Below are 21,669 nucleotides of genomic sequence, written 5' to 3'. Positions count from 1 at the left end.
CTCCGAATTCCTTCTAAGGGTCACTCTATCCCAAGTGACCCTATTAAAATTTCTAAGAGGAGTGATTTATCATATCCCCCATATTATCCATGTTTGAAAATGTTCAGAGCAATGAGGATCAATTACTAAATGTTTCTGGTGAATAAATAGAACTTCTTGTCCTTTTAAACCATTGGTAAAACAGGAAATAAACGAGTCCGATTTCAATTGCATCCCCACCGTAATACATAATCATAGCTCCTAGTTCAGCCTGTTCAATAGGTACATGATTAGGAGGATACGCATAAATATGTTTGGACAATATTGAATGAGCTGTTACAGCGACTAATAAAACGATTGAGCGAAAGACATAAGATACTTCGTGTGGAGTTGGATCGATATAGATAAAGGCAATGGTAAACAAATAACCTGCTAGAAAAATATGAATGTGAATCAAAATAAATAAAAGTGAGCTTTCATGCATCATGTTAAAGAGTGGTGTAGTATAAAGCAACCATAAACCACCTACATTAAGAATAGACGCTACGATAGGATTGCGTACAAAACTAAAGTAAGAACTTTTTAATATGGAGGAAATAAGACGAGCCCTTTTCACGGGGATTGATCTCAAGAGCAGAGTCAAGGGAGCCGCTAGAGCAATAAGGAGCGGAGCTAACATTCCAAGCATTAGATGACCGATCATATGTGCTGAAAAATTAACGTGTGTGAGCTCTGCAAATGGACCGATTAATGTAATGATGGCGCATAAATGCCCTAGAATCCAACTTATTATTCGAAAACGTGACCATCTTTTTTTATGCTGATTAGAATAAATAACCGCAATAATGTATGAGACAAGGGAAATAATAAACGGCAAAACTAATAGCAGCTGTACAATGATGGAGAAATTTTGGGTGTGAGTTTCATGTGAATGCAAAGTTGAAACCTCCTAATACTTTTGTTGATTAGTTTGTATTAGTAAAACAATACCGATCACTATTAAAATTGCTGCTAATACATTCCAAACTAAATCATAGGGAAGAATATCGACGTTGTATCGGATTTGATGTAACTTCATGAACTTGTGTTGAATGATTCCATCGTATAGTTGAAACGCTCCTGCTCCAAGAAAAATCCCTCCAAGCCATCTTTTTAACCAAAATCCATGTTTTCGATGAAGATCGGCGAGTAAAAAGGCTGAGCCAATCGTGGCAAAAAAGCTAAAGGCATGAAATAGTCCGTCTGAGACTAATCCAATATTAGCTGTAGATTTATCATAGAAATGATGCCAATGTAATAATTGGTGAAAAAGCACTTCATCTATAAATGCCACGACACCCAGACCAAATAATAAGCCCGTCCACATATTTTGTTGCCCATAATGTAAACGATTTTCGTGTTTATGAGTATTTCTTTCATTTTTATTTAATATGGTCAACCTAAACACCTCAGTTTTTTTATTAGTTTATCCATGAAGTTAAGAAATTTAAACAATTCACTGAGGTGTTTTCCATTTCCTTCGAAATTTATATCCATTTCTTCTTTGCTATTTTATTTCATCGGTTACAAACCTTTGCATAGTCCTGGGATTTCCGGTGGATAATGCTTGCTATACTACTTTTTTTATTAGCCGTAAATGGGGCAGTTTCTCTTATCCTTAACAAAACAAATATCAAACCATACAAAACTTCTAACATTGTGTGGAAGTCCATTTTGATGATATTGGCATTTGCATTAGCACTTTCACCTATAATTATCTTTCCACAGCACCCATCACCAAAAGTGACAGGAGAATATGAAGTCGCAACCGCTACTGACACATATGTTGACAAGAATCGTATTGAGGAATTTACTGACAATGGGGACAACAGATTTGTTAATGTAGAATTTTGGTATCCTAAAAATGCAGATGGAACCTATCCTTTATTGGTGTTCTCACACGGGGCATATGGTATCAAGACAAGCAACAGTTCTACCTATACTGAGCTGGCAAGCCACGGTTATGTAGTCGTTTCAATCGATCATCCCTATCACTCCTTCTATACTCGTTCAGAGGATGGAACAGTAGTTATGATCAATTCAGATTTTAGTCATGAAGTCACAAATATGAATAAAGGCGTTTACTCGAATGAAGAAATGTACAATCTCATTCAAAAATGGATGAAATTACGAACAGACGATATGAATTTTGTCATTGATACAATCCTTAAAAAGTCAAATAATGATAATAACTCCCTTTATCAACAAATCGATACAGAGAAAATTGGTGTATTCGGGCATTCTATGGGCGGTGCTGCAAGTGTGCGGTTAGGCAGAGAGCGTAATGATATAAGTGCAGTTGTAAATATTGATGCCCCGTTCTTTAGTGAGCTTGTTTATAAGAAAGAAATGAATGATTTTGTAGCTAGCAACAAAGACTTTACGACCCCTCTTCTTAACATTTATTCTGACGATGTATGGAGACAGCTCGAGAGCAACACCATTTATATAGCAAATAACAAAAAAAATGAACACTTCAAAGAAGCATATACTGTTCATTTTCAAGGGGCAAAACATTTAAGCTTGACTGATTTACCCCTTTTCTCTCCTATACTGGCAAATATTATACAGGGAGGAAAAGCCGATATTGATCGATCTTACTGTATTGAAACGGAAAATGAACTAATTCTTAAATTTTTCGACTTTGAATTAAAAGGAATCGGCCATTTCACTCCCAAAGAGACATATTGAACAAAGTTTCTACCGTATCTTGCACTTGTCGTTAATCAGGATATGGCGATCAACCCCAGTTTATTGCTGGGGTTTTTTAACCGTTCAATTACGAGGTAATATACAGTTATTGTCGAATCGTATTAACTCTACCTTAGGATTATTTTTTTCGAATAATAATGCATCTTCTGTACAGACTATTTTCAGGAGGTGAAATCCATGAATAACAACAACCAAAACTTTAACTCGATGAACGAAGAATTCGGGAATGAGACTGATGTTAATCAAATTAGACAACAAATCCAACAAGCAGAAGCTAACAAAAAACAAGCTTCTGGTTCATTAAACTCGATGAACGAAGAATTCGGGAATGAGACTGATGTTAATCAAATTAGACAACAAATCATGCAAGCAGAAGCTAACAAAAAACAAGCTTCTGGTCAATTTGCAAATAAAAACAGTACAAAATAAGTTGATAATCATTATCCCGAAACCGGCAATCCTTTTTGCCGGTTTTCCTCATTTTAGTTATCATCCCCTAAATCTACCCAAAGAATAATAATTTTTCTGCTAACTTTAGTATGGTTTAAATAATTCTTATCATGCTCAGATACATCACTACCAAATCGTAATAACTCGCGTTAAGATACTGGTAAAACTGGTTCAAAACATTAAAAAGCGCGAGAAATCAATTTTAGAAACATTGATTTCTCGCGCTTTTCTGATGTGACAATAGCAACAATTAATTAGATTCTACATCGGCATCTTTCGAGTAATTATACTTAGAAGGATCCACTGGCGTATAATCTGTTGGCGTATAGAATCTCAATAAGTCACCATTCACGACTTTATCTGATAGATGCAATTTAAGATCTACTTGATCTTTGATAGTTTTCGCAAACTCTAATTGACTATCATCTAGTAGTAAACCTGTTTTATTATCATAAAATTTCCCATTAATTGAATAAATCGTAGGGCTGACAAAATCGCTATTTCTAAATGGTACAATTTCATCATGCTCTTTTGATAATAAGTCTGAACCAAATTGAACAAATTTTTGCGTATCAATTCCTAGTAAATGTAATAGCGTTGGAAGAAGGTCTGTTTGACCACCATAAGTATGGTTAGTCCCACCTTGCATTCCTGGAACATGTATAAATAATGGTACGCGTTGCAAATTAGCACTTTCATATGGTGTAATTTCTTTTCCAATGACTTGTTCCATCGCATCATTATGATTATCTGAAATTCCGTAATGGTCACCATAAAGAACAATCATCGTATTATCATATAAGCCTGATTCTTTTAATTGGTCGAATACTTGTTTGATTGCTTCATCTGCATAACGTGCTGTTTGGAAATAATTATCTACACTTGCATCACCAGTATTAGCTTTATCAATTGTTACTAAGCTTTGATCCATTTTATATGGGAAGTGGTTCCCTACCGTAATTAATTTCGTATAAAAAGGTTGTGGTAACGAATTTAAAAGACTTTCAGATTGTTTAAAGAATGGTTTATCTAACAAACCATATTCAGCCATGTTTTCTGTTGAATCCGTGTCGTAATAACTAGCATCAAAGAATTTGTCATATCCAAATGATTTATAAATCTCATTTCGATTCCAGAAGCTTCCGTTGTTACCATGGAATACAGCAGATGTATAACCGTAATCTTTTAAAATACTAGGAGCTGCTTGGTACGTATTTTGTGCTTTTGTAATAAAGGCAGATCCTTGTGGTAACCCAAATAAAGAGTTTTCCAGCATAAATTCTGCATCAGAAGTTTTACCTTGACCTGTCTGATGGAAGAAATTATCAAAATACATTGTATTCTTATCTTTTGCTAATGAATTTAAGAACGGTGTAACTTCTTCACCGTTTAATTTATAGTCGATCAAAAAGTTTTGGAATGATTCTAAATGTAAATAGACGACGTTCATTCCTTTTGCCGCACCAAAATATTCTGCATTAGGTTTTGCATAGTTAGATTTTGTATAGTTCATCACTTCTGTAATATCACTACTATCCGCCAAAGCTCTCTGTGAAGATGCTTTCATCGTTTCTACTGAATCATAAATCGTATAGTTATACATTCCTAGATATTTAACTATATAGTTTCTATCAAAACCTCGAGATAATAATTGTGGACGATCAGCTTCAGCTAGTCCTAAATTTAGGACGGATACTGCCAATGCAAATGCAATGATTGCCGTTGCTTTTTTATATCCTAAACGATTAGACTCTTTTTGAATTTTTCTTGAGAATCGTAGATAAAACATTACAAATACATCTACAAAGAACAAGATATCATAAGGTTTTAGTAAAGAAAGAACACTACCACCTAAATCTCCGAAGTTCTGCGTTTGGGTAACAGTAGGTAATGTTATGAAATCACTAAAAAATCGGTAATAAACAATATTAGCATATAAAACAATAGACATCAGCGTGTATACTACAACTAGTGATGTATATTTTCTCTTTCCACTAAATAAAAAGGCAATTCCTAGAAATAGCATTGCGGAACCAAGTGGATTTATTAGTAAAAGGAATTGTTGAAGTACTCCTTCTACTCCTAGTTTAAATTGTGCTGTTTGAGCGATGTATGTTTTCATCCATAACATTAAAACAGCAAGTAAATATATCCCTAAAAATTTATTTAAAAGGCCATCTTTTTTACTTAATAAATTTTTCATTTTTACACCTCTTTTACTTACTTAACTATCAATTATTCCTCGGCATAATTGCGTCCGGATTCGGCTTTGTGCTTAGGACTGCGTGAGGGCCGACACGATGTCGGTCATTTCGGTAATGCCACAGGACGTGGCGTGTTTACCGATGCAGGTCAATAGCCATTATTGCATACGATGATTTTAGGATAACATCCTATATTAACTTAGATTATAAGTATTTCCTAAAAAATTGTTACTTCACAATAGCTTTTTTCGCAGCTAATGTAGCTTACTCCCCATTTAGATTTCTGTCAAGTTATTAAATATCAAAAAAAATCATGTTTTCTTGATTTCCGACAATAGTAATTTTAAAACACAATTTTAATTTTAACAATTTAATTTTGGTGACATGAAACTTATAATTTTGTAAGGTTTAGTTTCAATATATATAAACAAGTATTACTGAACACTTTGAAGAAAGAAACTATAAAAAGGGTCACTTGGGATAGGAGTGACCCTCAGTAACAAAATTCGGAGGTGTAAGGCTAAATTAGCTTTCCATTACTATTAATATGTCGCGATAGTGTTTTTGAATAGTTCATATTCTTAGAAAATAGAGTTAAAAATAAAAAAAGCGGCAATATGAACACCTAACAATAATTGACTTTTATAGAACCATTTTTAAACAGTAGCTTAATTGTTAACTGTTCTTTTAAATATCAGCTCTCTACTATAAACGGTCATTTTTTTAATAAGATTTTTTAAGGTATGTATAAAAAGGATGTAGCTTTAGAATGAAGATTGATTAAAAAATTCTCTTCAACCTTTATTTATCATCAAATGCAAAAACACTCCATTTTGAAAAAAATTGATAGGAATGACGTTAATTATGAGTATTATTCAACGAAAGCAGCAGTTAGTGAAGAAGAATTTTTCAGTCAGAAATAACGAATACATTTTCTGCAACTTGCAATTGGTCAGTAAAATTTGGCTTTTCAACTAAATCAAAGGATACTTTTTGACCTTGTTTAAGGAATCTGAATCCATCAGAACTTCACCTTTATTTGAATAAGAAAAAAGTGATATCTGTGCAACTCAATGTAACTTCAAGTAAAGCACCGTTAATTAAATAAGCCTATTTTATTGAACGTCGTCAATTAGTTTAATAAGAAAAGCAAATCTAATAAAGAATAGTACATACTTATGATACGGTTCAACTTATGTAGTTAGTTTCCATTTTCTATATATATCCTTACCAGCGATTCTTCGCTATTTTCACCAAGACAACGTATAATAAGAGAAGCAGAAGAAGAATTCATTTTTTCTCTAGTTAAAAAAAGAGGTGCAATTACTTGAAACAGTTTGAAACAGCATTACCTGAGCAGTATGAAACATTAAAAAAACAGGCCAATTATACGTCTAGCTGGCGAGAGCGTTTAGGCGCAGTCGAAATGTTATCGGCTTATCAACATGACAAAATCATAGATTTATTAAAAAATCGTATGCAGCATGATACTGTCTACAAGGTGCAATTGGCAGCCTATGAAGCACTCGCGGCGTTTGGTGAGGACGTAGAGAAGCCATCACCTGCACGTTTTGATATTATCAAAGGCACAGACAAAATTTTCTTGCGGGTGAAAAAGAGCTTGCCGAAGGACCATACAGTGGCAGACTTTGCGGATAAACTAAAACGGATGCGTTTAGATGTCTTTGATGCGTATGAAGGCGACAAAGGTGTAGAATTTATGAACTGGTTAGAGGAACGTTGGGCAAAACTATAATCAGTAGTTTTGCGATTTATGAAGGAAAGTCATTCTCTCCACTTGTGGAGGGAATGGCTTTTTCTGTTGGTTTTGAATAAAGTTTGATTAAAAAAGTTCCACAAACACTAATTAAGCTATAAACAAAAAGGCCATATTTTGAACAAAGATTGAGCAAAATGAATTCTTCTCTTATGAATTAGGATATATTTTTTATAAAAAAGTTTAATCATTTTCATAATAATAGCCAACATATTACCAAGGTTATTTAATTTTTTTAAAAAACATTCATACTAGATGTAACATAACACCTAATCCGGCTATCTTATTATTTCAATTTATTAGAAATTTATATTCTACAATTATATTTCAACCTCTGTTTCAGACAAATTCAATGCTTTTCCGCCCACCTTTACCTCAATAATTTCTTTCCCTTGAGTGGTTAACGCTATAACTATTTCTGAAGGTTTTTTCATAGAGTAACCTTGCTCAACAGATATATTAATAACATGTTCAGGTTTTATTTTACCATATTTATACAGATAACATGAAAGGGCACCATTGGATGTACCAGTTGCAGATTCTTCTGGAATTCCATATAAAGGTGCTAAATTTCTACAGTGAGCATTTGAACCCTTTAGTGATTCAAGGGTAAAAATATGATAACCAATGGTATTATATTTACTGCTGATATTTGTTACTTTTTCAAAATCTGGCTTTATAGAATTTAATATATCTAAGTTTCTAATCGGTACAAGTATATCCCTAAGACCCGTAGATACAATTTGCACTGGTAGATCCCCCAACATTTCATCTATAGTAATATTTAAGGAATCTGCAATTTCCTCCTTGTCTATTAATTCATAATAGCTTGGAGCATTTTGATCCATCATAATTGATAGGTCTTCCATTACTTCTACATTTAAAATTCCAGCCTTTGTTTCCTGAGAATATTTTCCTGGTTTAATATATCCTTGGCTTGAAAGTGTATAGAACGCTGCTATCGTTGCATGGCCACAAAGATCAACCTCTTCATTAGGTGTAAAGAATCTAACCTTGAAGTCAGCAAGGTCTGACTTCATGACAAAAGCAGTCTCACTAAAACCGATGATACCTGCTATTTTTTTCATGTCCTCTTCTGATAGATAATCAGCGCTAAGTACCACTCCGGCAGGGTTCCCTCCCTCAATGGATTTTGCAAATGAATTTAATGTATAAACTTTTATCTTCATAATATGATCCCTCCAAATTGTATATCGATTTTATATTTGCACGATTGTCCCAATATTCATTTCTTCTGCTTTTGATACAATATATTTTGAAACTGCAAGATCCTGCAATGCTATGCCAGTACTATCAAAAATCGTAATTTCTTCATCACTTGTACGTCCTTTCGCATTTCCAAGTATGAATTGTCCGATTTCAATCAAATTGTTTTTGCCTAATATACCAGCCCTTATAGCACTTTGTGTTTCTCCGACTGTCGATGCTTGTGTAATATCATCTACATATACAGAAGCTACCTCAAAGATCTTTTCATCTATTTCCTGTTTTCCAGTCATGTCTGCCCCTACACAACTGAAATGTATGCCTGGCTTAATCCACTCCTTAAAAATCAGTGGTTTTCCCGAAGGCGTTATCGTAATTACTGCATCGGTTTCTTCCAAAGCTTTCACTGGATTTTCTACAGCTACAAACTGAACTGACTCAATCCTTTGTTTCCAGCTCTTATTATAAGTATCGTTGATATCATTTATGATTTTATCTAGTTCCGTCTTTATTGAATACTGAAATTTTGATGCATTTTCATATTTTACGGGGTCATATATATATACCTTGTTAATTGTCTGAACTTGAGATAGAGTAGCAGCTATTTGAAAAATCGCCTGAACTCCTGTACCTACAATCATTAGTGTTTTTGAATCTTGTTTTGACAGGTGTTTCACGCCTATTGAACCTGCTGCTCCAGTACGCATTCCTGTCAAATAACTTGCGTTGATCATTGCCTTAGGAAACCCATTCTTCAAATCAAATAACATAGTCAGCCCAGTTATAGCTGGAAGCCCTTGATTTTTATTTTCACCAAACCATGAAACGAGTTTTAATCCAAACACATCTTCTTCATTAAGCATCCCTGATTTAATATCCATTTCTGCCCTACCCTCAAAAATCACCTCAGATACTATGGAGAATAGTCTCACTTGATTGTTGGCTTTAAGCGCATAGGCTTTTTCTACACATGCTACTGTATTCTTGATATCAAGAATGTTCTTAACATCATTATCACTTAGAATTCTTATTGGTACCATAGTTATCATTTTCCTTTAAATTTTAATATCTGTTAATGTAATTGTATTTAAACAACAACAAAAAGTCTCCAACCATTCTTGGTTGTTATTTAACCAACCAAATGATAATGTAAAAGTACTATGATTTTGGAGGAATTTTATGTTGGATATCAACTGGAGACCTGATAGAAATAGTCCTTATCGATTGAATATACAGATTGTTAACTTCATAAAAGATAAAATAGCAACTGGAGAATGGCCTGTTGGTTTCAAATTGCCAAGTCAGCGGACACTTTCTGAAATTTTCTGTGTAAACAGAAGTACCGTAGTATCGGCCCTTGAAGAGCTGGCAGCTGAAGGCCTTATTAGCGGTAATGCTGGTGGAGGTACAAAAGTAATAAACAATACATGGACATTAATGTCCATTAATCATTCATATAATTGGCTTCCCAATATATCTTCGGGATTACATCAACCAAATCAAAATATAATGCAGCAGATCAATCAGGCTGAATTCCACCCTGATATCATCCGAATGGGATCCTGCGAACCTTCCCCTGAATTAATTCCTAACAAAATGATTCAGGGCGTACTAAAAAAACTGTCTAAGTCTATGGCATCGCTGGGTTATGAAGAACCAAAAGGAAATATCCAACTAAGAAGAGAGGTATGCACATACCTTAAAACAATAGGAATAGAAGCTGATCCATCCTCAGTTTTGATTACCTCTGGTGCTTCGCAGGCACTGCAGCTTATTTCCCTTGGCCTTTTACACACGAACACAGTAGTATATGTTGAAAAGCCATCCTACCTATACTCTCTTAGAACCTTTCAATCTTTCGGAATGCAGCTTTCGGGAATTAAGCTGGATGAAGAAGGTATAGAAATAAACGAATTGGTTGATCGACATAGGCGGAGAAAAGGAGCAATGCTTTTTACAATACCTACTTTTCAAAACCCTACCGGGAGTGTCATGTCACTTGAAAGAAGAAAAACGCTTGTTGATGCGTGTGATAAGGAACGTTTGCCTATTATCGAGGATGATGTATATAGGGAGCTTTGGTTTGATGAACAACCTCCACAGCCAATAAAGGCATTTGATAACAATGGACTTGTATTATATATTGGTGGAATATCGAAGAATTTAAGTCCTGGTCTCAGGATTGGATGGATTGTTGGATCAGAAAAAGTCATTGAAAGATTGGCAGATATAAAAATGCAAACTGATTATGGAACCAGCTCACTCTCCCAGAATGTAACCACAGAACTATTCTCTAGTGGTCTTTATTATCAGCATAACGATATAATGAGGAAAAATGTTAAGATCCGAAGAGATGTTGCTCTTGAAGCATTAAAGAAATATTTTACCGGCATCGGTACATGGAATATCCCTAGGGGCGGATATTTCATCTGGCTTAAGTTAAATGAAGGTATTTCCATGTACCAGCTTTTTACTAAAGCCTTAAGTCGGAAAATACTTGTTCACCCTGGAGATTTGTATGAGTTTCACTCTAATCAATATTTAAGAATTTCTTATTCTTATGCATCCTTAAATGAAATTGACTATGGAATTAAAACTCTTTCAGAATTGGTAGCAGAACAAATTTTTTAAGTTTCATATAGAGATTTAAATATGGCAAATAATTATAAAAATGAGTACTGAATAACCACTATATGAGATTCGAAAGCATCATCAACTCCTCTAGTTTCTGAAGTTTTGAATCATTAATCTATCTAATTTTCTAAAAAACCCATTGTCTTATAACTCAAATAACCTATGCGCAGAACCCGAACTTTCACACAAATATCCATAGTTCTGCGTATTTGTTCGGCCCCGATTGCGTTGCTTTTAACGGTACATTTAAATAATCCCACATTGTTTTCATTGGTTGCATCAATTCATATCGGAATGAATCTGCATTACCATTTCCTACTAAACACTTATCATAAAATCCTAAGCTATTGATTAAGTTGATTTTTATTATTTCCACATTATCTCCTCCTTTTCTAATAGCTTAGTCCTTTACGTAACGTCAATGTAAAGCTTTTAATGCTTTAGAATGATCTCTAATGTTGAATTTAAGCGTTTTAGCAAAGGTATAACCTGTTAATCCTAGTGTCGCTCTAATTCTCCCCCGGAAAAGCGCATGCATTTTAGCACCATCTATCCGCCTCATTTACTCGATATGACCTTCGACAGAAAGGACTTTGTTTGATGTGCAAACTCATACAATCATTCCTAGCATTCAATGAGATTCGCATGCTATGTGCACAAAAAAACAAGCAGCCAATAAAATTGGTCGCTTGTTTTTTTATACCCTTACATTTAAAAAGGTAATAACATTTAGTTAATGAAATCTTGAGGAATACATTCACGAACACCTGAATTTCTCAAGGAGTTAAATAAAGCTGCACCGATTCTTAATAAAACATTGTTGTCTGTTCCATTTTCTAAATCATAAATTACATAGTATGCATTATCAACTGTAAAAATACATTTTCGTTCTAATTTAAATCCAGGTGGTACAGTTGGAAGATTAATAACTGGTCGAATCACAGGTGTATCTCCTTCATCTCTAATAAAATTGAAAGTTTGTTGGTCAATCTCATAGATATTTACTGGATCAATCTCCACACCTTTTTCTGGAATTGTAATTTCATCTTCAACAAATAGGAAAAATCGTTCGTTTCGGAAATTGAAAAGACTTCTCGCTCCAATTTCAAATGATGCCATTTTATATTCACCTCCTCTCCATATATTAAGTTTATTCATATCGAATAAACTTGTTTGGACGAAAAGGAAGGTGGTGTGAAAAATAGAAACTATTATATTATCAATACTAATAAAACTCATGGTTGTTCGTCCGATTTTATCACACGAATTACTGTAACGAGCGATGGAAGATACATAGAACCTACATGAAATCCTATAACAATTCCACTCTCTGATAAACCGTGTATGTACTAGTATCTCTTTTGATTAGAATTAATAAAGTTATTTAATTTTACTTAAAAAGATAAGAGCCTTGCTACAAATTGTAAGTAGCAAAGCTCTTTATGTTTTTTCATTTACATTATCCCCCAAAAAATGTTGGGATAGTTTGTGTTGCTAATTTAATTTTCTTTAATATTGTGCCAGGCACCATTCTTTAGTTTCTTGATCGGCAAAAGATGCTGCTACACTATTTAAATAAATTAGTCGATAATCTTCTTCACTTAGATTAAATTCGTTGTCAACTAAATGTATTTCTTTTTCCATAGTAGTGTCTGATACTGTTCTGTTATCCGTATTAATTGTCACTTTTATTCCATCTTTATGAAACTTATAAATCGGATGTTCAGAATAATTATGAACAGCATTCGTCTGGACATTACTTGTTGGACACATTTCAAGCACTATCTGTTTTTCTTTCACAATCTTATAAGCCTCGGCGCAATCTTTAATAAATACTCCGTGCCCTATTCTTTCAGCACCTAGCAGTTCAACAGCATCTAAAACGTTTTTTCCAATTCCAGTTTCCCCGGCATGAATAGTAACTCTGTAGCCATATTTTTTAGCTAATGCGATTGGATCTACGAATTTTTCACAAAAGCCTTCTTCTTCGGATGCACATAGGTCAATTGCCACCACACCATTTCCAAGTAATTTTTTCCCCTTTTCAACTACTTCAAATGCGCTTTCTACAGACATCGTTCTCATGCAAGACAAGATTATATTTCCCTTTATTTCGTAGCGGCTCTCAGCGTCCCTCATCCCCTCTATAACAGATTGAATAACTTCCTCAACATCAAGACCTTGTAATGTATGAAGTAACGGGGCAAATCTGACTTCTAAATATTTCACGTTTTCCCTTGATGCATCCTCAAATAGCTCAAAAGTAATTCTTCTTAGGTTCTCCTTGGACTGCATAACCAAATTAGGAAGAGAAAATCTTTTTAAATACTCATCAAGAGATTCACATTCTAACGGAGCAATCAGCTCCTTTTGCAGTTCCACCTTATCAAAAGAGGGTAACTGAATACCTTCCTTCTGTGCAATATCGATAATAGTTTCACCCCTTAGGCTTCCATCCAAATGACAGTGAAGTTCAATTTTGGGCAATGCTAAAAAGTTCATTTTTGTCCTCCTGAAATAATTTTTTTGATTAAAATACAAAAAAATTCCTGACTACAAAGAAAATACAAGTTTTGTACTTTCTTCGTAATCAGGAATTTCGGTTCCTGGTAGAGACCCCCAAACCATATTATTGGGGTTATACGGAATTTTATTTTTTTAAATAATAATAAAAAAACATTAGGTTGTCAACATGATTTCGAACCTTTTCTTTAATAAAAAGCATATTCTACAATAAAAATTTTCAGTCAATAGCCGTATTTAGAATTTTAAGTTATTTACGAACATGAAATTACAAATAGAACCTAAGACAATTCACGTTTTAATGCAAATATCCTTCATAAAAAATTGTCTGCTTTAGATCATTAGCAGCCATTTTTTTATTAATAATATTTTTGATATATACATTCTATATCAATAAAATGGCAGTAGTAAATGGTTTCATTTTATTAAATGCATAGACATTGGTTACTCAGAAACTATTCCAAGTGTTGTTGGTGTAGTTACCATTTTACAAATAGAAATTAAATCTTCTGCTACGGCACTTTTAGATAGTCTTTTAGTTACGTAAAAGTCTGCAAGCACTCGAAGTACCGATTTGAATTTTTTTATTTGATATAATATTCACTTCTTAAAAGCATAAAAAAATGTGGATTAAAACCAAGCATTTTTTAAAAGCTCTATTCCCTTATAAATTTCTTCTTCATCTAAGTTAGCAAATCCAAGTAAAACTTTTGCTGGTTGTTCTTCTGGAGGAATCGCATAAAAAATTGACGTTGGATATAACTTTACACCTTCCATTTTTGCTTTTTCTATTAGTTCATCTTCGGACATACTATTATTTGGTTCCAGCAGAATATGTAATCCACTACTAGCACCATAAATTTTCACTTTATCTGCCATTATTTGATTAATTGCCTTTAATAAGGCCTCGTATTTTCTCTTATAGCTATTTCTTGATTTACTCAGATGTCTCTCCCAATGACCACTTTCCATAAATAATTGTAAAGTATGTTGATGTAATCTCGACACAGTTTGAACATAATAGCTGTTCTCGATATATAAGTTTATTAATTTTCTTGGTAAAACCATATAACTTAGTTTTATGGAAGGAATCAACGATTTTGAAAATGTTCCCATATAAATAACATGATCATACGAATCTAATCCTTGTAGAGCCGGTATTGGTTTCCCAGCATATCTAAACTCACCATCATAGTCGTCCTCAATGATATAAGCGTTTTCTTCTTTTGCCCACTCTAATAACTCTAGTCTTCTTGAGATAGGCATGACTGTTCCCATTGGAAATTGATGAGATGGAGTCACATATATGGCTTTAACCTTGCTATTTCTTAAGTGGGCGATACTAATCCCATAATCATCAAGAAGTATTGGTTTTACCCTTATACCATTATCTCCAAAAAGGTAGCGAACTCTATAATATCCTGGATCTTCCATACCAAAAAGCTTTTCTCGTCCAATCAAGTTACATACTATTCCCGTAAGATATTGCAAGCCTGCCCCTATTACAATTTGGTCTGCAGAGCATTTAACCCCTCTAGCTTCATAAAGATATTTTGCAATATAACCTCTTAATTCAAGCTCACCTTGTGCATCCCCATATAAAGAAAGGTGACCTTGTTCTTCATTAAGACTTTGCATACTCAATTTACGCCATATTTTATAGGGAAAGTCTTTTAAATTTATATCCCCATAATTAAAATCATACTTAATTACGGTAGTATCTTTTTCTTGGTTAGACTTTAATAATGTTTTATCAATTTTAACATTATTTTTTTGAAAATAATCCTTTTCAAGTTCTACAACATATATCCCCTCTCTTTCTCTACTTACCACATACCCTTCTGCAAGGAGCTGTTGATATGCAACGTCTACTGTATTGCGACTAATGTTTAAATGTTTAGCTAAGCTTCGTTGAGAGGGCAATTTGGTTTTAGCTAAAATGTTTCCATTTTGAATTTCATCTTTTATGTATTTATATAATTGAAAATATAGTGGTTCTCCATTATTTAATATTGGTGTAATTTCAAGCATATATTTTTGGCTCCTTTAGAAATAACATTCTTGGCACTTTTAACGGTACCAGAGGGTTATTATAATAAAATCTACATTGTGACAGAGAAAATGTAAACACATCCGATAATAATATTTTGTTTATTCCAAAAACTCACAATGATTTCTATTAAGTAAGGAGAGATTTACATGTATATTCCTAAGTATTACAAAATAACTGATTTAGACGAAATCAAAGAATTTATTAAAGACAATTCCTTTGCAACAATTGTTTCAATAAGAAAAGGAAAACCAATAGCAGCCCATGTACCATTATTATTGAATAAAATTAAGGATGAATATTACCTCACAGGTCACTGTGCATATGGAAATCCTCTATGGAGGACTTTTGAGGATATAGATGAAATATTAGTTATATTTAATGGTCCACATGCGTATATTTCTTCTTCTTGGTATGAAAAAGAAAATGTTCCAACCTGGAATTATCAATCAGTTCATGTTTATGGAAAAGCAAGTCTCATGGAAGGAAATGAGTTAGAACAGGATTTAACTAATTTACTTGGAAAATATGAGAAATTCCGTGAAAATCCTGTATTGTGGGATAAACTTTCTCCTGAAATGTTACAACAAGAGATAAAAGGAATAAAAGGATTTAGAATTAAATAGAAGAAGTTCAAGCTGCCTATAAATTAAGTCAAAATCGTAATGCTAATGATTACGCAAATATTATTAGCGAGCTTTATAAAGAAGAGGATCCTAATGCTTCTGCAGTGGCAGAAGCTATGAAGAAAAATAAAAATGACTAAAACAGAAGGCAGAAATGTTATATAAACGTTTCTGCCATATATATTTTATATAAGAGTTTTTGTCTTGATGATATCAATTTGGTCTTCATCACCCATATAAAAAGAGTGAGTCCCAGTATGGATAAAACCTATTTTCTTGTAAAAAATTACGGCATTATTTGAAGGTTTGGAAAGCGTGTACTATTACTTCGTAAATATTTTAATCTCCGTTTTTTCTCATAAATAAAAGCTGAACTAAATTGTTTAATTAGTTCAGCATAAAATAATGTATTATAATGTACACATTTTATTAAGGTGACTCGTGTATTTAAGCTACTAATTTACTTATTGACATAATAAAATATCTAAGATGTTTTTATTTTTTAGGTAATTTGAAGTTTTAACAAGTCATAAATGTAATTTCATTTAAATCTATTGCAACCTGTTGGCCACTAGGAAGGAAACCACCTAAACTTTTTTCATCAATAGAAGTCACAAATACATTTAAAGTTCTTCCGTCTCTTAACTTCATATTAGCCCATTTTTGAATACATCCACCAGTTTGTTGTGGTGGAGGATATGGTGGGTATGGTGGATATTGTGGTGGATACTGTGGTGGAAATGGTGGGTACTGCGGCGGATATGGCGGAAATGGTGGGTACGGTTGTGGTTGTATTGAGCCAGGACTTATAAATGGTTGCGGCTGAATTGAACCTGGACTTATAAATGGTTGTGGTTGAATTGAACCTGGACTTATTTGACGTGGCTGTGGTTGGGTTGAACCTGGACTTCGCCGATATGGTTGGGTCATGAACACACACTCCCTTATTAACCTAAATTTTTAATCTAAATTAACTTATGTAAAATATCTAGATATGTATCCGCTATTATCTCTATGACAATCTTAAAAATCTCTAGATTGTTTTGTTTTAAGGGCTAATAACCCATTTTATCCGCTTTTATAGCACTTGTATGATACAACAAAAACAACGAGGTACTCCATTTATAAATGAAGTATCTCGTTATTTTTTTCATGAATTTTATAAAAATTTAAACCCTAAAATTGAATTGTAGCTAGTTCAACGTGATTCCAAATTCCGAGTTCGGCCCGCCAGCAAATACAACCGTCCCGTTCTTCGGCAGTTTTACTTTGTTATCGCCACTCACAACGGTAAAATTGACGCATATTCCCTTCTCATCATACACCGCGAATGCACTCTTCTCCGGCAACGCCACATTCATCGTTTTCCCTACTATCGCTTGCGGGATCGTAAACCATCTCGCATGCCCATTTGCTTGCAGCGTAATTTTGGATGATTGGCCTGCATCCAGCGGTTTTACGTTGGATTCACTTACGTATAAATATCCGGACATCTCCATATATTCATCGCCGCCTTCTGTATAGAAACGGGCTTCCGTCGTATCACGGCCTGTCATCACAGGGATCTGGAGCTGATGCGCAGCCGAATTTGGGCCTGTAATTTTTCTGCCGTCCCAATAGCCTTCTAGAGCTTCATTGCGATTAATTTGTGTTGTAAGCATCATTGGTGAGAGATATTGAGCAGAACTATATTTCTCATTTACAAGATAGAACTTACCGCCTTCCCGCTTCGCCCATGCGGCAGTGGTTTCCTTCGATAGCACGTTGTCTTCTAGTTTCTCGGCTAAATAGTGAGAAACCGCTGCTTGCCCTAAACCAGGCATCGAAATAAATGTGCTTTCTTTCAAATATGTTCGACTATTCTTCTCTGTGACGAAGTTGAGCTTGGAGGTTCCTTTCTCATTAATAAAGCTTCCATTCGCAGTATATACATATTTCTCTTCTGGAGTAGATGGTAAGAACAGTTCTCCATTTTTCGTAATTTCTACATTGAAATGACTGAAACTATTGCCGTAAAAGCCCGCTTTTTTCGCTACATCTTGAGGCATCTTGACCTTGACCGGCTTGCCAAAAGATTTGTTCGGCTTGATATCCTTAATTGAGCCCTTCTCTTTAAGCGCAGTGAGCAGTAATTCAGTCGCCATCATTTGATTTGTATTGCTGCTACCGCCGGATGACAATACAGCAACTGCCAACTTCTGTTCCGGAAGGACGACCAGTGAAGCATGTTGCAGTCCCGTGTCGCCGCCTTTAGCCAAGCCCTTAATCCCGTATTCACTGAATGGATATAGTTTTACACTATCCCAGCCAAGACCATAGTTGAAGATATTATCTCCATCCCCAGGCCACATTCCTTTTTTATATTCCTCTTGCTCCATCGCCTTGACTGCCTTATCAGAGAGGATTCCTTTTTCATATCCCATAAATATTTGTGAGAATCGAACCATATCTTCCGCTGTGGAAGAGATCCCTCCCGTACCGATCACATTCACCGATTCAGTAGGAAGCTGCCCTTGATAAGTTGGAAAATAAAGTCCAGCCCGCTTATCGTCTTCCCATTTGTCCTGCGGCGTTATCGTATGATTTAGCTTTAAGGGTACTGTAAACCGTTGGTGTATAAATTCGGTAAAGCTCATACCACTGACTCTTTCCACCATAATCTCGGCTAGCGTAAAGCCATCGTTGCAGTATACGGAGAACGCGCCAGGATCCGCCTTCAAATGCTGGTTGGACAATTGCCGCAGCAAGTTATCATGGGCATAGGTATCATTATCTTTAAATAAAAATGTATTACTATACTCAGTACCTTGCAAGCCGGAGGAGTGGTTCAACAGCATACGCGGTGTAATGCGTTTATACCGTTCATCCTTCATCTTGAAATCAGGAACATAGTGGATGACAGGAGCATCCAAATCGACTTTTCCTTCGTCGACCAATTTCATCACAGCCGCCGTTGCATACATTTTACTGACTGAACCAATCCCGTATAAGGTATCTTTGGTCAGTGGCTGTTTCCCGTTCATATCGTTCTTGCCCATCTGACCCGACAAAATAAGTTTGCCATTATCAATTAGAGCATACTGCACGCTAGTCGTCTCATAGGACTTCGTGAGTAGCGCAGCCTTCTCTGCCGCAATCTTCTTCAGTTCTTTGCTAGCTACTTCTTGGCTAGCTACAACCGTAGTCTGACTGCTAGAAAACGCCATCGCCCCTGTTGGTAGGCTCAGCGTTATCGCTAATGTAGCAGCTAACACCCCAGATAGTTTATTTTTCATAAAAGAATTGCCTCCTTAGATAAGTGATCGATTTCATTGCTTATTTCGAAACAAAAGTACCTCCTTGTTGTCTTCAATAAGCAGTATACATAAACAAAACCAAATCAAAGGAAAAACAAAGTAAATAGAATGTAAAATTCAGTAGCAAGAACTAAACATGGATAGGTTCCCGACAGTAGTATTCCTTTTAAAATTTGAGAATAGATTTTGCTTATAAATAAAAGCGGCTGGGACAAAAGGATTTTAGCCAATGAAAAACCCGAACAATATCACGAAACGCGCATTCCGTGTTTCGTAATAGTTCGGGTTTTCTATTTCTTTGTTAATTTAAAAATTATCCGTCTTTCATAATGGAAAATTAGTTATGTCCCAGCCTCTTAAAAAAATCCTATTATAATGTTCAACATTTTATTAAGAATACTAGTCTATTAAAAATATAACTTTATCTATTGACTTTTATTGCATAAACAATTTGGCATCCGCCCAGTTGGCGTGATCATTGTCAATATTATCATTAGCATCAAACGCAACTAACTCAAGTGTATTTTTCCCTGAAATATTTACTTCGACATGTTCAGCTGGTTCATGAGATTTTTTAACCGGACTTATATATATAATTTTGCCATCAGCGATTATCACAAAATTCACAGAACCATGCCCCACCGCTACTTGATCATCTATCCCTACATCTACTGTAAATTTTGAATACTGTCCATTCAAATTATACTTAATTGAACTATTTGAGTGCGAGCCAATCCCTTTATCATATTTCACACCATTTATAGATAACTGTGTTTTATAAAACGATTGGTTTTTATTATAAGAAGAATTATTAGGTGTCATTTGCTCTATATCTCCTGTGACTGAAGTTGGAGTTAACTCATCACTTAAATACACAGATACAGGTGCAGCTAAAACTGTTGTATTTCCGCTTACAAAAAATGTACAAATAGTAAGCATTAAAACCACCGCTAAACTTAATACATTGAATCGAAAACCTTTTGGATTAATAATTTGCTTTGTGTTTTTCATATCAAATCCCCTTTCGATTTTGAAGTACATTTCTTATCTTTACACATAAATCCAAATTTTACAAGCTTTTTTAATAATTGTAAATGCGGGTTGAAAACAGAATAGAATCGGAAACATTAATCCACAGGTTGTGAAAACGTTTACTAACACTTCCTAAATATTTTAATCCCAGTTTTTACTCATTAATAAATGCTGTACTAAATTGTTTGAATTAGTTCAGCATTTATTAATGTATTAAAATATTACACGTTTTATAAAGGTGACTCGTGTATTAAAAATATCTAAGATTTTTTTATTTGTTATGTTTTGAAATGCTGTAATTACATGCACATTTGGTGCATTAACTCCAAGTTATTATTGCCCTACACTCCCCCATAGAATAAATGACTGTTGAAAGTGGTTTCATTTTATTATAGGCATAGACATTTGTTACTTTGAAACCTTTATTACCATTAAAAACTTTAGTGCATATAACGTATCTCAAGCTTTTCTTGACCAAATAACAACTGGAATAAGGATTAAAGATAATAGACCTCCAGCTAAAGATAATGTCGCATAGCTTGCATTAGCTACTACCATGCCTGAGAGAGCACCACCAGAAGCTCCTGCTAGTGCAACTAAAACATCGATTTTCCCTTGCATTTTTGCACGTGTAGAAGGTTCTGTCGAATCTACTATTTGAGCAGTTCCACTTATTAAGCCAAAGTTCCACCCTAACCCAAGTAAAGAAAGTGCAATGATTAATAGAACCATAGAATCGCTCGGTGCGAATGCCGCCAATAAACCAGCAAATAACAAAGTCACTCCTGCGGCAATACTCATGGCTGTTCGTCCGATTTTATCGACAAGAATACCTGTTACGAGCGATGGAAGATACATAGAACCTACATGAAATCCTATAACAAGTCCAACCTCCGATAAACCTTGGCCATGATGTTTCATATGTACAGGTGTCATTGTCATGATAGCAACCATTACAATTTGCGTAAGTACCATCACCGTTGCACCGACTGTAAGGCCCCTTTTATTGAGAGCTTTTTTATGTAAAGATTCTGTCTTATTTCCATGCTCATTTTCTGGTTTTTGCGCTTCAATCATTTTCGCTATTTCTAATGGATCCGGACGTAACATAATAAAAAGG

17 protein-coding genes, 1 pseudogene and 1 riboswitch are annotated in these 21,669 nt (G+C 34.6%); of the genes and pseudogenes, 5 read left to right on the top strand and 13 right to left on the bottom strand.

Features of this window, described 5'->3' with window-relative positions; translation table 11 throughout:
- Window positions 1-118: 118 nt before the first annotated feature.
- Both ABE34_RS15815 and ABE34_RS15810 read right to left on the bottom strand, forming a co-directional pair.
- A complete protein-coding gene (locus tag ABE34_RS15815) occupies window positions 119-916 on the bottom strand; it encodes a cytochrome c oxidase assembly protein (protein WP_197143451.1) in 798 nt (265 codons plus the stop codon).
- A 12-nt stretch (window positions 917-928) separates the two neighbouring features.
- Complete coding sequence (locus tag ABE34_RS15810) at window positions 929-1,345, bottom strand: DUF2243 domain-containing protein (protein WP_197143517.1); 417 nt, start codon at window positions 1,343-1,345, stop codon at window positions 929-931.
- 350 nt (window positions 1,346-1,695) lie between these two features.
- On the opposite strand from ABE34_RS15810, the gene ABE34_RS15805 reads away from it, so the two are divergent.
- Window positions 1,696-2,709 (top strand): alpha/beta hydrolase family protein, encoded by a 1,014-nt coding sequence (locus tag ABE34_RS15805; RefSeq protein WP_241747072.1) that lies wholly within the window; start codon window positions 1,696-1,698, stop codon window positions 2,707-2,709.
- Window positions 2,710-2,898: 189 nt separating this feature from the next.
- Complete coding sequence (locus ABE34_RS15800; RefSeq protein WP_346655574.1) at window positions 2,899-3,159, top strand: gamma-type small acid-soluble spore protein; 261 nt, start codon at window positions 2,899-2,901, stop codon at window positions 3,157-3,159.
- A gap of 271 nt (window positions 3,160-3,430) precedes the next feature.
- On the opposite strand, the gene ABE34_RS15795 is transcribed toward ABE34_RS15800, so the two are convergent.
- On the bottom strand, window positions 3,431-5,383 hold the full coding sequence (locus ABE34_RS15795; protein WP_197143448.1) for an LTA synthase family protein: 1,953 nt from the start codon (window positions 5,381-5,383) through the stop codon (window positions 3,431-3,433).
- Window positions 5,384-6,711: 1,328 nt separating this feature from the next.
- On the opposite strand from ABE34_RS15795, the gene ABE34_RS15790 reads away from it, so the two are divergent.
- Window positions 6,712-7,140 carry a HEAT repeat domain-containing protein gene (locus ABE34_RS15790; protein WP_197143447.1) on the top strand — a complete coding sequence of 143 codons (429 nt, stop codon included), beginning with the start codon at window positions 6,712-6,714 and terminating at the stop codon, window positions 7,138-7,140.
- A 341-nt stretch (window positions 7,141-7,481) separates the two neighbouring features.
- On the opposite strand, the gene ABE34_RS15785 is transcribed toward ABE34_RS15790, so the two are convergent.
- Together ABE34_RS15785 and ABE34_RS15780 are read right to left on the bottom strand one after the other, a co-directional pair.
- Window positions 7,482-8,351: a PhzF family phenazine biosynthesis protein gene (locus ABE34_RS15785; protein ID WP_197143446.1), complete on the bottom strand. Its 870-nt coding sequence runs from the start codon at window positions 8,349-8,351 to the stop codon at window positions 7,482-7,484.
- A 30-nt stretch (window positions 8,352-8,381) separates the two neighbouring features.
- Entirely contained in the window at window positions 8,382-9,428 is a 1,047-nt protein-coding gene (locus ABE34_RS15780) for an ornithine cyclodeaminase family protein (protein ID WP_197143445.1), read from the bottom strand.
- A gap of 139 nt (window positions 9,429-9,567) precedes the next feature.
- Here ABE34_RS15780 and ABE34_RS15775 point away from each other — a divergent pair, with 139 nt between their 5' ends.
- Window positions 9,568-11,019 carry a PLP-dependent aminotransferase family protein gene (locus tag ABE34_RS15775; protein ID WP_197143444.1) on the top strand — a complete coding sequence of 484 codons (1,452 nt, stop codon included), beginning with the start codon at window positions 9,568-9,570 and terminating at the stop codon, window positions 11,017-11,019.
- Window positions 11,020-11,203: 184 nt separating this feature from the next.
- Here ABE34_RS15775 and ABE34_RS15770 read toward each other — a convergent pair whose 3' ends face one another.
- From ABE34_RS15770 to ABE34_RS15755, 4 genes are all read right to left on the bottom strand, one after another.
- Window positions 11,204-11,398 (bottom strand): hypothetical protein, encoded by a 195-nt coding sequence (locus tag ABE34_RS15770; RefSeq protein ID WP_197143443.1) that lies wholly within the window; start codon window positions 11,396-11,398, stop codon window positions 11,204-11,206.
- Between the two features lie 353 nt (window positions 11,399-11,751).
- Window positions 11,752-12,141 (bottom strand): spore coat protein, encoded by a 390-nt coding sequence (locus ABE34_RS15765; protein WP_197143442.1) that lies wholly within the window; start codon window positions 12,139-12,141, stop codon window positions 11,752-11,754.
- A 390-nt stretch (window positions 12,142-12,531) separates the two neighbouring features.
- Window positions 12,532-13,524, bottom strand: coding sequence for an adenosine deaminase (gene add / locus ABE34_RS15760; RefSeq protein ID WP_197143441.1), 993 nt, complete (start codon window positions 13,522-13,524; stop codon window positions 12,532-12,534).
- Window positions 13,525-13,589: 65 nt separating this feature from the next.
- A riboswitch (purine riboswitch) is annotated at window positions 13,590-13,688 on the bottom strand.
- A gap of 487 nt (window positions 13,689-14,175) precedes the next feature.
- On the bottom strand, window positions 14,176-15,576 hold the full coding sequence (locus tag ABE34_RS15755; protein ID WP_197143440.1) for a PLP-dependent aminotransferase family protein: 1,401 nt from the start codon (window positions 15,574-15,576) through the stop codon (window positions 14,176-14,178).
- 168 nt (window positions 15,577-15,744) lie between these two features.
- On the opposite strand from ABE34_RS15755, the pseudogene ABE34_RS15750 reads away from it, so the two are divergent.
- Window positions 15,745-16,361 (top strand): annotated as a pseudogene (locus ABE34_RS15750) (FMN-binding negative transcriptional regulator).
- Window positions 16,362-16,740: 379 nt separating this feature from the next.
- On the opposite strand, the gene ABE34_RS15745 reads toward ABE34_RS15750, so the two are convergent.
- From ABE34_RS15745 to ABE34_RS15730, 4 genes are all read right to left on the bottom strand, one after another.
- Window positions 16,741-17,151, bottom strand: a complete 411-nt coding sequence (locus ABE34_RS15745; protein ID WP_197143439.1) for a hypothetical protein — start codon at window positions 17,149-17,151, stop codon at window positions 16,741-16,743.
- A gap of 263 nt (window positions 17,152-17,414) precedes the next feature.
- Window positions 17,415-19,496, bottom strand: a complete 2,082-nt coding sequence (locus tag ABE34_RS15740; RefSeq protein ID WP_197143438.1) for a serine hydrolase domain-containing protein — start codon at window positions 19,494-19,496, stop codon at window positions 17,415-17,417.
- Window positions 19,497-19,952: 456 nt separating this feature from the next.
- The gene (locus ABE34_RS15735; protein WP_197143437.1) at window positions 19,953-20,528 is read right to left on the bottom strand and encodes an NPCBM/NEW2 domain-containing protein; all 576 of its coding nucleotides are present in this window, start codon (window positions 20,526-20,528) and stop codon (window positions 19,953-19,955) included.
- A gap of 480 nt (window positions 20,529-21,008) precedes the next feature.
- A partial coding sequence (locus ABE34_RS15730) for an MFS transporter (RefSeq protein WP_197143436.1) occupies window positions 21,009-21,669 on the bottom strand: 661 nt, incomplete at its 5' end.

The organism is Lysinibacillus sphaericus (assembly GCF_015844675.1).
Classification (GTDB): domain Bacteria; phylum Bacillota; class Bacilli; order Bacillales_A; family Planococcaceae; genus Lysinibacillus; species Lysinibacillus sphaericus_E.
The sequence above is the reverse complement of the archived record's forward strand: the minus strand, read 5'-3'. Positions and strand labels throughout refer to the sequence as shown.